This is a genomic window from Pseudomonas sp. GM25 (assembly GCF_000282255.1).
Lineage (GTDB): Bacteria > Pseudomonadota > Gammaproteobacteria > Pseudomonadales > Pseudomonadaceae > Aquipseudomonas > Aquipseudomonas aphyarum.
In genome coordinates, this window is sequence record NZ_AKJQ01000051.1 from 1 (window position 1) to 16,313 (window position 16,313).

The window sequence follows — 16,313 nt, forward strand, 5'->3', positions numbered from 1 at the left end:
AAGCTCGCTCCCACCGGGGATCTCCATAGGTCTGTATGACTCGGTTGTGATCACCATGAATACTTCAACTGCCAAAGCCCACATCGACCTGTCGCAACCCCGGCGCAAAAGCCGTGTGGCCAATCCCGGCTGGTTTCTGGTCAGCCCTTCGGTGGCCCTGTTGCTGCTGTGGATGATCGTGCCGCTGGGCATGACCGTCTATTTCTCGATGATCCGCTACAACCTGCTCGACCCGGGCACCAACGAATTCGTCGGGCTGGAAAACTTCACCTACTTCCTGACCGACTCCGGCTTCATGCCCGGCGCCACCAACACTTTGCTGCTGGTGGGCAGCGTGCTGCTGATCAGCGTGGTGTTCGGCGTATTGATCAGTGCGCTGCTGGAGGCCAGCGAGTTCTTCGGTCGCGGCATCGTGCGGGTGATGCTGATTTCGCCGTTCTTCATCATGCCCACGGTCGGTGCACTGATCTGGAAGAACCTGATTTTCCATCCGGTGTCCGGGATCCTCGCCTACATCTGGAAACTGTTCGGTGCGCAGCCGGTGGACTGGCTGGCCCACTACCCGCTGCTGTCGATCATCATCATTGTGTCGTGGCAATGGCTGCCCTTCGCGATCCTGATCCTGATGACCGCCATGCAGTCCCTCGACCAGGAACAGAAAGAAGCCGCCCGCCTCGACGGCGCCGGCCCGATCGCGATCTTCTGGCACCTGACTTTGCCGCACCTGGCACGGCCGATTGCCGTGGTCGTGATGATTGAAACCATCTTCCTGCTGTCGGTGTTCGCCGAAATCTTCACCACCACCAACGGCGGCCCCGGCTACGCGTCGACCAACCTCGCCTACCTGATCTACAACCAGGCGCTGGTGCAGTTCGACGTCGGCATGGCCTCGGCCGGCGGCCTGATTGCCGTGGTCATCGCCAACATCGCCGCGATCATTCTGGTGCGGATGATCGGCAAAAACCTGACTGACAAAGCCTGAGGCCTGCCATGACTCTTCAACAATCCCGCCGGCTTCAAAGCCTGCTGCTCGGCACGCTGGCCTGGGCCATCGCGATCATCATTTTCTTCCCGATCTTCTGGATGGTGCTGACCAGTTTCAAGACCGAAATCGACGCCTTCGCCACGCCGCCGCAGTTCATCTTCACGCCGACGCTGGAGAACTACCTGCACATCAACGAGCGCAGCGACTACTTCAGCTTCGCCTGGAACTCGGTGGTGATTTCCTTCAGCGCCACGGCTCTTTGCCTGCTGATTGCGGTGCCGGCGGCCTACTCGATGGCGTTCTACGAAACCCAACGCACCAAGGGCACGCTGCTGTGGATGCTTTCCACCAAGATGCTGCCGCCGGTGGGCGTGCTGATGCCGATCTACCTGCTGGCCAAGAGTTTCGGCCTGCTCGACACGCGCATCGCGCTGATCGTGATCTACACGCTGATCAACCTGCCGATCGTGGTCTGGATGGTTTACACCTACTTCAAGGACATCCCCAAAGACATCCTCGAAGCCGCCCGCCTCGACGGCGCCACCCTCGCCCAGGAAATGCTCCGCGTGCTGCTGCCGATCGCCAAGGGCGGCCTCGCGTCGACCGTGCTGCTGTCGCTGATCCTGTGCTGGAACGAGGCGTTCTGGTCGCTGAACCTGACCTCGTCCAAAGCCGCGCCGCTGACCGCGTTGATCGCCTCCTACTCAAGCCCTGAAGGATTGTTCTGGGCCAAGTTGTCGGCCGTCTCGACCCTGGCCTGCGCGCCGATCCTGATCTTTGGCTGGATCAGCCAGAAACAACTGGTTCGCGGCCTGTCGTTCGGCGCCGTCAAATAAGAATTCGCATGAGGAGCGCCACCATGGCCAACCTGAAAATCAAGAATCTGCAAAAAGGCTTCGAAGGTTTTTCCATCATCAAGGGCATCGACCTTGAGGTGAACGACAAGGAATTCGTGGTGTTCGTCGGCCCGTCGGGCTGCGGCAAATCCACCCTGCTGCGACTGATCGCCGGCCTTGAAGAAGTCAGCGGCGGCACCATCGAACTGGACGGACGCGACATCACCGAAGTCAGCCCGGCCAAGCGCGATCTGGCGATGGTGTTCCAGACCTACGCGCTGTACCCGCACATGACCGTGAAGAAAAACATGTCGTTCGCTCTCGATCTGGCCGGCGTTCCGAAGGCCGAAGTCGAGAAAAAAGTCGGTGAAGCGGCGCGCATTCTGGAACTGGGCCCGATGCTCGAGCGCAAGCCGAAACAACTCTCCGGCGGACAGCGTCAGCGTGTGGCCATCGGCCGGGCAATCGTGCGCAACCCGAAAATCTTCCTGTTCGACGAGCCGCTGTCCAACCTCGACGCCGCCCTGCGGGTGCAGATGCGTCTGGAGCTGCTGCGCCTGCACAAGGATCTGAAAGCGACGATGATCTACGTGACCCACGATCAGGTCGAAGCCATGACCATGGCCGACAAGGTTGTGGTGCTCAATGGCGGCAAGATCGAGCAGGTCGGCTCGCCGCTGGACCTTTATCACAACCCTGCCAACCTGTTCGTCGCCGGTTTCCTCGGCACGCCGAAAATGGGCTTCCTCAAGGGCCAGATCACGCGAATCGATGGCGCGAGCTGCGAAGTCTCGCTGGACGCCGGCACCCGCATCACCCTGCCGTTCAATGCGTCGAACCTGAGCGTCGGCAGCGCCGTGACCCTGGGCATTCGCCCGGAACATCTGGAACTGGCGCAAGCGGGCGACTGCACCCTGCAAGTCACCGCCGACGTCAGCGAGCGGCTGGGCAGCGACACCTTCTGCCACGTCAAGACCAACGCCGGCGAAGCCCTGACCATGCGCGTGCGCGGTGATCTGGCGAGCCGTTATGGCGAACAACTGAACCTGCACCTGGACGCTGCCCACTGCCATCTGTTCGATGCCGACGGCGTGGCGCTGACTCGCCCGCTGCGCGCAGCCGCCTGATTTCGAGACTGACCCGATGAAACTGAACAAGCAAAACCTCAACCGCCTCGCCGCCGAAGTGAAACTGCCGGCCTACAGCCTCAGCGACACCCGCCAGGGCATCGCCCACATTGGCGTCGGCGGTTTCCATCGCGCGCATCAGGCGTATTACACCGATGCGTTGATGAACACCGGCGAAGCGTTGGACTGGGCCATTTGCGGCGTCGGCCTGCGCGCCGAGGACCGCCGTGCCCGGGACGACCTCAAGGAGCAGGACTACCTGTTCACCCTGTTTGAACTCGGCGACAGCGACGACACCGAAGTCCGCGTCATCGGCGCGATCCGCGACATGCTGCTGGCCGAGGACAGCGCCCAGGTGCTGATCGACAAACTCGCCGACCCGCAGATCCGCATCGTCTCGCTGACCATCACCGAGGGCGGTTATTGCATCGACGACAGCAACGGCGAGTTCATGGCGCACCTGCCGCAGATTCAGCACGACCTGACGTATCCGCAACAGCCGAAAACCGTCTTCGGTTTCCTCTGTGCCGCACTGGCCCGACGGCGTGCGGCGGGCATTCCGGCGTTTACCGTGATGTCCTGCGATAACCTGCCACACAACGGCGCCGTCACTCGCAAGGCACTGCTGGCCTTTACCGCGCTGCTGGATCCGGACTTGCGCGAGTGGATCGACACCAACGTCAGTTTCCCCAACGCCATGGTCGACCGCATCACGCCGATGACCAGCACCGCGCATCGCCTGCAACTGGCGGACAAACACGCCGTCGACGACGCCTGGCCGGTGGTCTGCGAGCCGTTCGTGCAATGGGTGCTGGAAGACAACTTCGTCAACGGCCGACCGGCCTGGGAAAAGGTCGGCGTGCAGTTCACCGACGATGTTTCGCCCTACGAAGAGATGAAGATCAAACTGCTCAACGGCAGCCATCTGGCCCTGACTTATCTGGGCTTTTTGAAGGGTTACCGCTTCGTTCACGAGACCATGAACGACCCGCTGTTCGTGCGCTACATGCGCGCTTACATGGACTTGGACGTGACCCCGCAACTGGCGCCGGTGCCGGGGATCGACCTGACCGAGTACAAGGACACGCTGGTGGCGCGGTTCTCCAATCAGGCGATTGCCGATCAGCTGGAGCGGGTTTGCTCGGATGGTTCTTCGAAGTTTCCCAAGTTCACCATTCCGACGATCAATCGGTTGATTGCCGATGGGCAGGAGACCAAACGGGCAGCGTTGGTGGTGGCGGCCTGGGCGCTTTACTTGAAGGGTGTGGATGAGAATGGCGACACTTATTCGATTCCGGATCCTCGGGCGGCGTTCTGTCAGGCGTTGGTGGCGGAGGATGCGCTGATTACTGAGCGGTTGTTGGGGGTTGAGGAGATTTTCGGCGTGGCGATACCGCGTTCGCCTGAGTTTGTTGCGGCGTTCGAGTGGTGTCTGAACAGCTTGCGCGAAGACGGCGTGACACGAACTCTGGAAAAAATTCTCGTCGCCTGATCGTTCCCACGCTCTGCGTGGGAATGCAGCCCGGGACGCTCCGCGTCCCATTCAACAGCGGACGCAGAGCGTCCATTGAGGCATTCCCACGCGGAGCATGGGAACGATCTTTGTGGAGAGCATATGACAACCCGGCAACTCTTCCTCGGCATCGACTGCGGCACCCAAGGCACCAAAGCCATCATCCTCGACGCCACCAGCGGTCAGGTGTTGGGCCACGGCGCCGCCGCCCACACGATGATCAGCGGCGCCAACGGTCGTCGCGAGCAAGACACCGCGCAATGGCTGGAAGCCTTCGCCCTCGCCACCCGCCGCGCTTTATTGGCGGCAAATGTCGACGGCCAGTCGATCCTCGGAATAGGCGTTTCCGGCCAGCAACACGGCCTGGTGCTGCTCGACGATCAAGGCCAGGTCCTGCGCCCGGCCAAGCTCTGGTGCGACACCGAAACCACGCCTGAAAACGATCGCCTGCTGACTCACCTGGGCGGTGAACAAGGCTCGCTGGAACGCCTCGGCGTGGTCATCGCGCCGGGCTACACCGTGTCCAAACTGTTGTGGACCAAGGAACAGCATCCGGACGTGTTCGCCCGCATCGCACGAATCCTGCTGCCCCACGACTACCTGAATTTCTGGCTCACCGGCCGTGCGTGCAGCGAATACGGCGATGCGTCCGGCACCGGCTATTTCAACGTGCGCACCCGCCAATGGGATCTGCAGTTGCTGCGTGACATCGATGCCAGCGGCCGTCTGCAATCCGCGCTGCCCGAACTGATCGACGCCCATCAAGCGGTGGGCACGATCCTGCCCGCAATCGCCGAACAACTGGGCCTCAACCCCAACGCACTGGTGTCCAGCGGTGGCGGCGACAACATGATGGGCGCCATCGGCACCGGCAATATTCAACCGGGCGCGATCACCATGAGCCTTGGCTCTTCCGGCACGGTGTACGCCTACGCCGAGGCGCCGAAGGTCAGCCCGGATGCGTCGGTCGCGACCTTCTGTTCGTCGAGCGGCGGCTGGCTGCCGTTGATCTGCACCATGAACCTGACCAACGCCACTGGTGCGATCCGCGAACTGTTCGACCTCGATCTCGACGCCTTCAACGCCTTGGTAGCCAAAGCCCCGATCGGCGCCGAGGGTGTCAGCATGCTGCCATTCCTCAACGGCGAACGCGTGCCTCCCCTGCCCCACGCCACCGGCAGCCTGCATGGCCTGACGATCGATAACCTGACGCAAGCCAATCTGTGCCGCGCTGCCGTCGAGGGCACCACCTTCGGCCTGCGTTATGGACTGGATCTGTTGCGCCAGAATGGTTTACAAAGCCGCAGCATTTGCCTGATCGGCGGCGGTTCGAAAAGCGCGGTGTGGCGGCAGATCGTCGCCGACATCATGAACACCCCGGTGATCTGCACCGAGCAAAGCGAAGCCGCTGCGCTGGGCGCGGCGATTCAGGCAGCGTGGTGCAAGTCGTGGTCGAACGGCCACGAAGACACCCTGGCCGACTTGTGCCAGCGCTGCGTGAAGCTCGACCTGAACAGTGAAACCCTGCCGGTTGCCGCCAATGTCGCGGCTTTCCAGCAGGCCTATGAACGCTATCGACTGCATGTCGCAACCTTATAAAGAGCAAACAACTATGTACCTGGTGTGTGGCGAAGCGCTGTTCGATTTTTTCAGCGAAGACGATGCCGGCGGACAGGCATCGAAAGTCAATTTCAAGGCGATTGCCGGTGGCTCGCCGTTCAACGTGGCGGTGGGTTTGCGCCGGCTGGGCGTGGATTCGGCGCTGTTTGGCGGGTTGTCCACCGACTACCTCGGCCGGCGCTTGCAGCAAGTGCTGCAGGATGAAGGCGTACGCCCGGACTATCTGGTGGATTTCGCTGCGCCGACTACCCTGGCGATGGTCGCGGTGGGCGCCAATGGCTCGCCGCATTACAGCTTCCGTGGCGAAGGCTGCGCTGATCGCCAGTTGAGCCTGGCGCACCTGCCAACGTTGGGCCCTGAAGTGCGTGGTTTGCACTTCGGTTCCTTCTCGCTGGTGGTGCAACCGATTGCTGACACCTTGCTTGCGCTGGTGCAGCGTGAAAGCGGCAAACGCCTGATCAGCCTCGACCCGAACGTGCGCCTCAACCCCGAGCCGAACATCGACCTGTGGCGCGAGCGAATCGCTACGCTGGTGCCGTTGGCGGACTTGATCAAAGTCAGCGACGAAGACTTGAGCCTGCTGTACCCCGAGCAGGATCCGGCGCGCGTCATCGAAGGCTGGCTGCAGCATCGCTGCCAGGTGGTGTTCCTGACCCGTGGCGGTGAAGGCGCGACCGTGTTCAGCCGCGTCCACGGTTCATGGTCGGTGCCGGCAAGCTCGGTGAAGATTGCCGATACCGTCGGCGCCGGCGATACCTTCCAGGCCGCGTTGATCACCTGGCTGACCGAGCATGAGCTGGATTCGGTGGAAGGCGTGCAGTACCTGAGCCGCGAACAGATCGACGGCATGCTCAGGTTTGCCGTACAGGCCGCCGCCCTTACATGCAGTAAAACAGGTCCGGATTTGCCTTATCGCCACCAGTTGACCTGACCGCGTAGACTGGCGCCCTTTTTTGCACGACGGGATGACGGCTTTTGAATTCGGGGCGCACGGTTGGACTGGTGGTATTGGCGGCACTGTTGACCGGTTGCGGAACATCGCCGCTGCGTTCGCCGGAAAACCTCTGCGAGATTTTCCGCGAAAAAAGTGATTGGTACGACGCGGCGCAAGTCACGCAAAAACGCTGGGGCGTACCGATCCAGGTGCCGTTCGCGATCATGTATCAGGAGTCAGGCTACCGCTACGACGCCAAGACGCCGCGCAAATACCTGCTATGGGTGATTCCGTGGGGTCGCGTCACGACGGCCTCGGGTTATGCGCAGGCCAAGGATGAAGTCTGGTCCGACTACCAGAAAAGCACCGGCCGATATGGCGCCGATCGCGAAGACTTCGACGACGCCATCGACTTCGTCGGCTGGTACATGGACAAGACGACCTCGATCAACGGCGTGTACAAGTACGACGCCTACAACCAGTACCTCAACTACCACGAAGGCTGGGGCGGTTTTCGCCAGAAGACCTACGCCAGCAAGGCGTGGCTGCCGCCGGTGGCGCGCAAGGTGCAGAATCGCTCGGACATGTACGGTCAGCAATACGCGGCGTGCAAGGATGATCTGAATCGCGGGTTCTGGAGCCGGTTCTGGCATTGGCTCTGATCGCAGGCCAAAAAAAACCATCACGAGTTAACTCGCGATGGTTTTTTTTTCGGCCCGGATTTACAACACCGAAAAGTTGTAACTCACAATCAACCGGGTCTCATCCACATCCCGGGCAAACTTCTCGTAGTTGGTGCGGTACGTAGCATTACGCAACCGCAGGCTGACATCCTTGAACGTCCCGCTCTGGATTACGTACTTCAGCTCGCTGTCGCGTTCCCACTCTTTGCCTTCCTGATCGCTGCCCGGGACCTTGATGTGATCGCCGTTCACATAACGGGTCAGGAAACTCAGGCCATTGATGCCGATCGCCTTGAAGTCATAGTCATAACGCAGCTGCCAGGAACGTTCCTGGGCGGCGGCGAAGTCGTTGACCTGCACGTAGTTCACCAAGTACGGGTTGCTGCCATCCAGATACGGCATCGAGTTGTCACCGTTCATACGCTGCCAGCCAGCGCTGAAAGTGTGACCGCTGATGCCGTAGGACAGCATGCCGCTCAAGGCGCGGTTGTCGATGGAACCGGCTTTTGCATCACCGCTGTCGGCGCTTTTCAGCAAACGCAGATCGGCTTTCAACACACCGTCACCCAGAGGCTGATTGGCCAAAAGACCCACGAAGTGCTGGCGATAGATGTCTTCCAGCTCGGCGTAGTGGTACTGCGCGGTCAGGCGATCGTTGATCTTGTAGTCGAAGCCGTACATGTCGAAATGATCGGCGGTGGTGTTGCACGCATAACGCTTGTTCTTGCAGTGCACGCGGATGTCTTGCGAATCGGTCGAATCCCGCGCGGTGTACTTGTCCAGACGCGCGGCCATGAAGGTCAGATCCTTAACCTCTTTGGAGGTCAGCATCGCGCCGTTGAACATGGTCGGCAGCAGGCGGCCGTCGTTGTACTTGAGCAGCGGCAGATCCGGCAGCAGCGCGCCGTATTTAAGCACCGTATCGGAGACTTTGACCTTGGCGGTCAGGCCCATTTTCGCGTACTGACCTTTCGAACCGCGCGGGTTCTCGCCGCTGGACGGCAGCAGGCCGCTGTTGCTGCGATCCGGGCTGGAATCGAGCTGGAAACCCGCCATGCCCAGCGCATCGATCCCGAAACCGACGGTGCCTTCGGTGTAACCCGATTGCAGATTGAGAATGAAGCCCTGCGCCGACTCTTCGCGCTTGGACGCGCCCTGATCACTGGAGGTGTGCCCGTCACGGAAGTCGCGGTTGAAGTACACCGTGCGCGACTCGATCTTCGCCGTGGTGTCTTCGAAAAAGCCGCTGGCCTGGACCTGCGCGGTAAAACCGGCGCACAGCACAAAGGCTCCGAAGCCAAGCGACTGGCGCGGGGTGATGAGGGGAAATGGGGGACGCATTGAAAACTCCAACAGAACAACGATTGCGCAGAGGCGCAAACAACCAGAAATAGCTCCCGTCCCGGGTCGATAAAGAACCGGGAGGCAGTGAACACGCGGGGTGAGCGGCAATGATGGCAGATGGCTTTGACGTGCTACAGACGACTTTAGTCTGAAACTGACTGGTTGTTCCCGGATGCCGGATGCGGCGTTCGCGGCAGATCGGTCCATCCGCAAGTACCGGTTTTACTGGGCCAAACCGTGTGTCTAAGGGTTTTCCCTATGGGCTCGGACCACTGCCTCTACGGCATTTGCGCCTTGAACGAGGCGGTTTAATCCTGCACCATCCGCCCACGCTAATCCAAAGGACGGAAATAAAGGCATGCTGGACGCCAACGCTACCCACATTACCCTCACGCTCGAAGGCGCTTCCGCCGACCTGCAAGTCCTCAGTTTCACCGGTCGCGAAGCCCTCAACGAACCGTTCCGTTTCGACATCGAACTGGTCAGCGCCCGTCCCGACCTCAAACTTGAAGAACTCCTGCACAAGCCTGGCTGCCTGACGTTCGGCGCCACTGGCGAGGGCAAGATTCATGGCCTGGTATATCGCATCGAGCAAGGCGATTCCGGCAAGACCCTGACCCGTTACAGCCTGAGCCTGGTGCCGCAACTGGCCTACCTGCGGCACAACCATGACCAGCAGATTTTCCAGCAACTGACGGTGCCGAAGATCATCGCCCAGGTTCTGGAAGATCGCGGGATCCTGGCCAACGCCTACAGCTTCCAGCTCGGCGCCGAATACCCGGAACGCGACTACTGCGTGCAGTACGACGAATCCGACCTGCATTTCATCCAGCGCCTGTGCGAAGAGGAAGGCATTCACTTCCACTTCCAGCACAGCAGCAGCGGCCACAAACTGGTGTTCGGCGACGACCAGACCGTGTTCCGCAAACTGAAACCGGTCAACTACCAGCAAGACTCCGGCATGACCGCCGACAAACCGGTGATCAAGCGCTTCAACCTGCGTCTGGAAACCCGTACCAGCCGCGTCAGCCGCCGCGACTACGATTTCGAGAAACCGAAGATCCTGCCCGAAAGCGCAGTCAAATCCGCGTTCATGCCAGACCTGGAAGACTACGACTACCCCGGCCGCTTCACCACGCGCGAGCGCGGCAAGTTCCTCTCGACCCGAGCGCTGGAACGCCATCGCAGCGACTACAAACTCGCCGAAGGCAAAGGTGACGAACCGACCCTGACCAGCGGCCACTTCATGACCCTGGCCGAACACCCGCGCGCCGAATGGAACGATCTGTGGCTGCTGCTGGAAGTCTTCCACGAAGGCAAGCAGCCGCAAGTGCTGGGCGAAAACGTCACCAGCGACGTCACCGACAACAAGAGCGATTTCCACCAGGGCTACCGCAACTCGTTCGTGGCCACCCCGTGGGACGCCCACTACCGCCCTGCCCTCGAACACCCGAAACCGAAAGTCCTCGGCAGCCAGACCGCCATCGTCACCGGCCCCGCTGGCGAAGAAATCCACTGCGACCAGTACGGCCGCGTGAAAGTGCAATTCCACTGGGACCGCGACGGCCAGGCCGACGACAAGACCACCTGCTGGCTACGCGTCGCCAGCGGCTGGGCCGGCGCTGCCTACGGCGGCATCGCCATTCCGCGCATCGGCATGGAAGTGCTGGTGACTTTCCTCGAAGGCGACCCCGACCAGCCATTGGTGACCGGCTGCCTGTACCACAAGGAAAACGTCGTCCCCTACGACTTGCCGGCGAACAAGACCCGCAGCACCTTCAAGACCCTGAGCTCACCGGGCGGCAAGGGCTACAACGAATTCCGCATCGAAGACAAGAAAGGCGCAGAACAGATCTACATCCACGCCCAGCGCGACTGGGACGAAAACATCGAGCACGACCAGAAGATTCGCGTCGGCAATGAACGGCATGACACGGTCGAAGCCAATGTTTTAAGTGAATTCAAGGTTGAAGAGCACCGCATCACTCATCTGGATCGTGTCAGTGAGATGCGCGCCAACGATCACCTGACCGTGGGCGTGACCCAACATGTGAAGGTCGGCACCGGGCAGTTCGTGGAAGCGGGCACGGAGATTCATTACCACGCCGGCGAAAAAGTGGTGATCGAAGGCGGGATGGAACTGACGGCGAAGGCTGGCGGCAGTTTCGTCAAGGTTGATGCGGGTGGCGTGACCATCAGCGGTGCGGAAGTGAAGGTCAACACTGGCGGTGCGCCGGGGGTTGGTTCCGGTATTCAGATTCTGGACCCGGTCATTCCATGGGCCGCCGCCAAAGACAAGGCAGGCACTCTGCTCGTCCCTGCAGCCGTGCAAATGGCCCTGGCCAAAGCTGCGCGCAAGGCAGGCGACACCCGTTGCCCGATTTGCGAGGCCTGCCGTGAAGGCAAATGTGATCTGGGAGCCGTGGCATGAGTGATGCGCTCAACAACTGGCTGGGCGAACAGTCCCGTCTCGATCGTGTTTTGATCCTCGTGCTCGACAGCCTTGCCGAACCCAACCCGGTCACTTCGTTGTACAGCGCAGGCGTAATGCAGCGCTCGGTGCAGCTCTACCGGCGCACCGAGTACGCCCAGTTCGCCGCCATCAGCCCGTGGCTGAGCGAGCTCGAAAACCCGGGCAACGACGCGTTCACCCAATTGCTGGATGACCCGCAACGCAACTGGGGCTGGATCGGCAGCATGGACAAGGCCGATCTCGACAGCCTGACCCAGCACTGGATCGCACGCATGGTCATCGATGAGGATGGCGACCGCTCACTGCTCCGCTTCCAGGACAACCGCGTACTCGCCCGTTGCCTGGCCAACATGAAAGACACCGAATGGCCGCTGCTGCTCGGCCCGATCAGCAGCGTGCTGTATTGGGATGAGGATCAGTGGAAAAGCGCGGATAACAACAGGCCGGGCATGTATGCGGTGCCGAATCCGGCACCTTGGCTTCGTACTCCCGAATCAGGCGAACAGGCCAGAAGCATCCTGCGTGACAACCTCAAGCGCTGGTTGCTGACTTACCACGTCGACGCCGCCGCTGCACTGGCAGAAACCCGCGTGGTCAGTGAATGGCTGGAAGAACAGATGGATTTGCTTGATGAGTGGGGCTGGCGAACCGAAGAGCAACGACAGCTGATGCTGAGCCTGCGCCTTTCGCCACCCTGCGCAGCTGACATTGCCTGGGAGCCCATCCCAGGGGAAACGCAGGAACAGCACTTTAACCGATGCCAACGCGTGTTCGCTGAGCCGAAAGCAGGTGCCACGGTTTGAAGGCTCGACTGTGGATTGCAGTCGCGGCGGTGCCAATACTCGGTGGTTGCAGCTTTGCGCGTCAGATGGCTGAAAGCAGCGTGAGTTACTACTCGTGGGAGCATTTCACGCTGGTTGCTACTGTGCCTGCCAAATTCGGCTTTACATCAAAAGCCCAATATTCTCCAAAAGCAGGAGAAAGCTGCCAAACGTACAGCCCTGGGTTGGGCGGGTCAGTTACTCGGCAGCAACAGAGATCAGATACTACCGTGGCCAAGGACGTGGAGCAGACGGTATCTACAGATATTCCATTGGAGTTCCATATCGCAGACTGCTCCATGGAGTTGTCCCGAGTAATTTATGAAGTAAACGCTACGTATGGACCTGATGCCTGGGATCATGGCTTAGATGTTGCGGGTGGGCTTTCTGTCAGATCTTCAACGGTCAACACCGACCCAAAGAAAGTGTCGATTGTTATCGAACAAAAAGGTTTGTGCTCATGGCTATTCCAAATCAGCAAGTCCAAAGCAAAGCTAGGTGAGATAGAAAAAATCCTTTCTTGTAATACATCAGATGACAACTGGTCGGCCCCTTCCAAAAAATATGAGCGTCGCAAGCCTGGGGTGACCATAGACAGAAATCAGCTAGCGAACAAAATGGTAAAAATCGAATTTCACCTTTCAAATGAAGAACGTCCAGCAGTCGGCGACACATGGCAAAAGGTTCCAGAGGGTTGGAAACCTTGTCTCGGAAATGGGCCCAGCGATCCCTACGGATTCTGCCGTGGAGACACTAGAAACTTCAGAACTTTCAAAATGAATAAGCGCGAGTGCACCATCTATCCAAATTGCGTTGAACAGGGAGTAGTTCATGACTAGCAAGTATTTTTCATGCGGTGTTCAAGCCGTATTCTTCCTTGCTCTACCATTGATAGGTGCATGCAGCTTTGCGGGACAGATTGCGAAGGACTCTGTTGAAGGGGCTACCAGCTATTACAGCCAGGAACATTTCACGTTAGTTGCCACGATTCCTGCTAAATTTGGTTTCACATCCAAAGCCATCTACTCGCCTAAAAGTGGTGAAAAATGCGAGGCCTACAGCCCGGGCCTCGGTGGAAATGTTACTCGCCAGCAACAAAATTCGAATACAACTGACGCCAAAGACATCGAGCAAACAGCATCCACAGACATTCCGCTGGAGTACCACATTGCTGATTGTTCGATGGAGCTTACGCGCGTTAGCTACGAGGTGAGCGCCAGATACGGGACCGGATCACTGGACCGAGACTTGGAGTTGGCGGGTGGCCTTTCTGTTAGAAAAATGGCCGAAGCAGATACGAAAAGTCGCTCTCCAGAGGTTTTAGAACAACGTGGTCTCTGCGCTTGGTACTTCCAGATAAGCACAGCAAAGATAAAAAAAGGGGAAGTTGAAAAAATTCTATCCTGTGAAGCTACTGGCCCTGAATGGAAATTAACAGAGAACAACTTCAAGCGCAGAAAGCCTGGAGGAGTACTCGCAAGAAACGAGTTAGCGGGCAAGTCAGTTCACGTTGAGTTCAGACTCTCTCCTGAGGAGCAGCCTTATTACGAAGGCTATTGGCTCAAGGTGCCCGGTGGCTGGAAGCCGTGTTCTGGACGCCAGGACTCTAGTCGTGAAGCGCTATGTACTACACCTCCAGAGTTTAAAACATTCAAGCTAAATGGACGTGAGTGCTCCGTGTACCCGAGATGTAATGAATAAGGATTTTTATGCAAAGCCAAGAAAAGTCACTGCTTTCTGATCAAGGGCGTACATGCCCATTGCGAGGAGGCTGGATCAGCTTTCGTTTAGTCGACGAATTCGGAGATGCCAAGCCCTACGCAGGTCTGAGTTATGTATTAACTGACTCGGAGGGCACAAAGTACGAAGGCACCTTGGATGGCGAAGCTTACGTGCGATTAACCGGAACCTACAGTGGCCCGTTAATATTGACACTGTCTACTCCGTACAAGGGAAGTGAAACGATTTATGCTGATCTGCTTAGACGCAAGGACTACAGGGTACCTGTAACAGAACTTCAGGTGGCCGCTGAACAAACACTTAGACGTCCAATCGGCAGCACAGGCAAAACAGGCGCTTACCGCGCCTCGGCCGAAAAAGGCGAATATCACAACGTCGAAGTCCGCGACCTTGTCGAGTTCACCAAGCATCTGCCTCCTGCCGCCAAACTTTCCAGCCCTGTGCCCGCAGGTTGCGCCAAACTCGCCCGTGATTTCGCTGGAGACAAAGTTCCGAGTTTTGGAGTGGGCCTACTTCCAGAGAAACATTACGTTCTCGAAGTGCGCGCCCTGCGCGCGTTTAGGCCACTTTTGTCTTTAGCCCCCGAGTTTAGTGCGCTGAACTTGTATCAACTATCGTTGCTCGCCACATTGAGCTACGGTGCTTTTGGTCAGACGCCAGAAAAACCTGACACAGCCCCCAAAAAAGATTTCGAGTTCACCTATCCCACGCGCGGCACCATTGGCCATGTGCTGAATACCTGCCTTGCTTGCTTCGAAGAGCCGTCAAGTTACGCGGACTCCAAGAAACCATCGTTCCCACTGGTCGAAGATGTTCCCTATTCAAAGCGCCTGGAAATAGTACCTTTCGACCCTGAGCTTTACCCACAAAACGACCCATCTTCCGGTGAAGAACTGGAAACGCCAATGAGCGTGCACTTTTTCAACGATTCGAGAAAGGGCTCCACTGACTGGAAGAATACCGACACCCAGGCCTATGCCACTCACGATGACCGGGTAATTCTTATCGGTGTGAGAGGTACAGCGGAAGGCTGGGACGCCTGGCGTGATGTCGATGCCCAACAAGTGCCGATTGAGGGTGGAACGGGTAAAGCGCACCAAGGTTTCTACGAAGCATTCATGGCGTTGCGTCCATTCATCGAGCGTTACGTTCTTCGCTTCCGCACCGACCAAAAAATCCTCGTCTGCGGCCACAGCCTCGGCGGTGCCATTGCATTGCTGCTCTCCGAATGGCTGCACCGCGAGATCACCGATGACGTCATCCTTTATACCTTCGGTTCTCCCCGCGCCGGTGACAAAGATTTTGTCGAGTCAGCGAGCGGGTTGATTCACCACCGCATCGTCAACCAGAACGACCCGGTTCCCAGCGTCCCGGCTGGCTGGATGGACACCAAAAAACCGATCTGGATCACCGGTCTCGCCGCGACAGTTTCCGGTGTTCTGACGCCAGCCGCAGGCGGAGTGGTCATGGCGGTTGGTATGGGGCGCTTCGGCGGCAAACCTTACTGGCACCACGGCGAACAACGCTATTTCATGCCATTGCAACTGCCCGGCCGACAGCTCTCCTCCGTCCTTTGGACCCCCGGATGCGAAGGCTATGAAGAAGCCGCCATGAATCGCTGTTTGAAGCAGCTGAAAAACAACGACACGCCAGACCGCAAGAGCTTTTTGACTCAGGCGGCCAACGGCGCCGATCACAAGATGCTGGACGGTTATATTCCAGCGTGTTGGGCATCGCTTCGCCGCTGGCAGGACACACAGCAAACCGGCGGCTACATCATCAGTACGACGGAGTCCGATCGTCTGAAGCTCGAAATCGAGACGTATCGCACGGAGTTGCAAAAATGGCAGCGTGAAGCCAGTGCCGAGTTCCCGGGCGGCACAATCGAAAGCCGGCCCCAGGATCGCGCAACTGCGCTGCAACGACGCTCCACCATGTCGGACCTTCAGGATCGCCAGACAGCCATCCGCCAGGCCATTCGACACAATGAAAAAGAACTCAAAGCCCTTGAGGGTACGCTGCAAACGGTGATCACCCTGAGCAAAACGAAACTCACGATGGCGGACCTCTATGGCGATTGCAGCTCACTGCCAGAGCTGCAAACCCACATTGACAGATGGGCTGAACATCGTGAGAACCAGGAGTCTGTGCGTCTCGCGCAAATTCCTTCTTCTATGTCTGCCAGCATGGCTTGAAGTGAAAACGTCGGGTTTAACGGGAAAACGGTCTGTTTCCCG

The 16,313-nt window shown here is 58.8% G+C and carries 13 protein-coding genes; 12 read left to right on the forward strand and 1 reads right to left on the reverse strand.

Translation table 11 applies throughout. The features are described from left to right. The first annotated feature begins 55 nt into the window (after positions 1 to 55). The 7 genes from PMI24_RS20965 (at position 56) to PMI24_RS20995 (ending at position 7,677) form a co-directional block, all read left to right on the forward strand. The gene (locus tag PMI24_RS20965) at positions 56 to 982 is read left to right on the forward strand and encodes a carbohydrate ABC transporter permease (RefSeq protein WP_039768250.1); all 927 of its coding nucleotides are present in this window, start codon (positions 56 to 58) and stop codon (positions 980 to 982) included. Between the two features lie 8 nt (positions 983 to 990). Then, positions 991 to 1,821: a carbohydrate ABC transporter permease gene (locus PMI24_RS20970; protein ID WP_007957423.1), complete on the forward strand. Its 831-nt coding sequence runs from the start codon at positions 991 to 993 to the stop codon at positions 1,819 to 1,821. A 23-nt stretch (positions 1,822 to 1,844) separates the two neighbouring features. Continuing rightward, positions 1,845 to 2,948 (forward strand): ABC transporter ATP-binding protein, encoded by a 1,104-nt coding sequence (locus PMI24_RS20975; RefSeq protein ID WP_007957424.1) that lies wholly within the window; start codon positions 1,845 to 1,847, stop codon positions 2,946 to 2,948. 16 nt (positions 2,949 to 2,964) lie between these two features. Further along, a complete protein-coding gene (locus PMI24_RS20980) occupies positions 2,965 to 4,440 on the forward strand; it encodes a mannitol dehydrogenase family protein (RefSeq protein ID WP_007957425.1) in 1,476 nt (491 codons plus the stop codon). A gap of 123 nt (positions 4,441 to 4,563) precedes the next feature. Then, the gene (gene xylB / locus PMI24_RS20985; RefSeq protein ID WP_007957426.1) at positions 4,564 to 6,060 is read left to right on the forward strand and encodes a xylulokinase; all 1,497 of its coding nucleotides are present in this window, start codon (positions 4,564 to 4,566) and stop codon (positions 6,058 to 6,060) included. Positions 6,061 to 6,073: 13 nt separating this feature from the next. Then, positions 6,074 to 7,012 (forward strand): carbohydrate kinase family protein, encoded by a 939-nt coding sequence (locus tag PMI24_RS20990; RefSeq protein WP_007957428.1) that lies wholly within the window; start codon positions 6,074 to 6,076, stop codon positions 7,010 to 7,012. Between the two features lie 44 nt (positions 7,013 to 7,056). Continuing rightward, on the forward strand, positions 7,057 to 7,677 hold the full coding sequence (locus PMI24_RS20995; protein WP_007957430.1) for a transglycosylase SLT domain-containing protein: 621 nt from the start codon (positions 7,057 to 7,059) through the stop codon (positions 7,675 to 7,677). 60 nt (positions 7,678 to 7,737) lie between these two features. Here PMI24_RS20995 and PMI24_RS21000 read toward each other — a convergent pair whose 3' ends face one another. Next, positions 7,738 to 9,039: an OprD family porin gene (locus PMI24_RS21000; RefSeq protein WP_007957432.1), complete on the reverse strand. Its 1,302-nt coding sequence runs from the start codon at positions 9,037 to 9,039 to the stop codon at positions 7,738 to 7,740. 361 nt (positions 9,040 to 9,400) lie between these two features. Between PMI24_RS21000 and PMI24_RS21005 the strand changes: the two genes are divergently transcribed. The 5 genes from PMI24_RS21005 to PMI24_RS29830 all read left to right on the forward strand — a co-directional run bounded on the left by PMI24_RS21005 (position 9,401) and on the right by PMI24_RS29830 (position 16,271). Next, positions 9,401 to 11,473 (forward strand): type VI secretion system Vgr family protein, encoded by a 2,073-nt coding sequence (locus tag PMI24_RS21005; RefSeq protein WP_007957433.1) that lies wholly within the window; start codon positions 9,401 to 9,403, stop codon positions 11,471 to 11,473. Beyond that, the gene (locus PMI24_RS21010) at positions 11,470 to 12,318 is read left to right on the forward strand and encodes a DUF4123 domain-containing protein (RefSeq protein ID WP_007957434.1); all 849 of its coding nucleotides are present in this window, start codon (positions 11,470 to 11,472) and stop codon (positions 12,316 to 12,318) included. Before PMI24_RS21005 ends, PMI24_RS21010 begins: the two co-directional genes overlap by 4 nt. Next, a complete protein-coding gene (locus tag PMI24_RS28965) occupies positions 12,315 to 13,175 on the forward strand; it encodes a hypothetical protein (RefSeq protein ID WP_007957435.1) in 861 nt (286 codons plus the stop codon). The genes PMI24_RS21010 and PMI24_RS28965 overlap by 4 nt, the downstream gene beginning before the upstream one ends. Continuing rightward, a complete protein-coding gene (locus PMI24_RS28970) occupies positions 13,168 to 14,037 on the forward strand; it encodes a hypothetical protein (protein WP_007957436.1) in 870 nt (289 codons plus the stop codon). The genes PMI24_RS28965 and PMI24_RS28970 overlap by 8 nt, the downstream gene beginning before the upstream one ends. 944 nt (positions 14,038 to 14,981) lie before the next feature. Beyond that, a complete protein-coding gene (locus tag PMI24_RS29830) occupies positions 14,982 to 16,271 on the forward strand; it encodes a lipase family protein (RefSeq protein ID WP_431768363.1) in 1,290 nt (429 codons plus the stop codon). Positions 16,272 to 16,313 lie beyond the last annotated feature (42 nt).

Excerpts from the sequence above, each read along its gene's own strand:
- PMI24_RS20965 (WP_039768250.1), top strand. The coding sequence starts at position 56 with ATGAATACTTCAACTGCCAAAGCCCACATCGACCTGTCGCAACCCCGG.
- PMI24_RS20970 (WP_007957423.1), top strand. The coding sequence starts at position 991 with ATGACTCTTCAACAATCCCGCCGGCTTCAAAGCCTGCTGCTCGGCACG.
- PMI24_RS20975 (WP_007957424.1), top strand. The coding sequence starts at position 1,845 with ATGGCCAACCTGAAAATCAAGAATCTGCAAAAAGGCTTCGAAGGTTTT.
- PMI24_RS20980 (WP_007957425.1), top strand. The coding sequence starts at position 2,965 with ATGAAACTGAACAAGCAAAACCTCAACCGCCTCGCCGCCGAAGTGAAA.
- xylB (WP_007957426.1), top strand. The coding sequence starts at position 4,564 with ATGACAACCCGGCAACTCTTCCTCGGCATCGACTGCGGCACCCAAGGC.
- PMI24_RS20990 (WP_007957428.1), top strand. The coding sequence starts at position 6,074 with ATGTACCTGGTGTGTGGCGAAGCGCTGTTCGATTTTTTCAGCGAAGAC.
- PMI24_RS21000 (WP_007957432.1), bottom strand. The coding sequence starts at position 9,039 with ATGCGTCCCCCATTTCCCCTCATCACCCCGCGCCAGTCGCTTGGCTTC.
- PMI24_RS21005 (WP_007957433.1), top strand. The coding sequence starts at position 9,401 with ATGCTGGACGCCAACGCTACCCACATTACCCTCACGCTCGAAGGCGCT.
- PMI24_RS21010 (WP_007957434.1), top strand. The coding sequence starts at position 11,470 with ATGAGTGATGCGCTCAACAACTGGCTGGGCGAACAGTCCCGTCTCGAT.
- PMI24_RS28970 (WP_007957436.1), top strand. The coding sequence starts at position 13,168 with ATGACTAGCAAGTATTTTTCATGCGGTGTTCAAGCCGTATTCTTCCTT.
- PMI24_RS29830 (WP_431768363.1), top strand. The coding sequence starts at position 14,982 with ATGAGCGTGCACTTTTTCAACGATTCGAGAAAGGGCTCCACTGACTGG.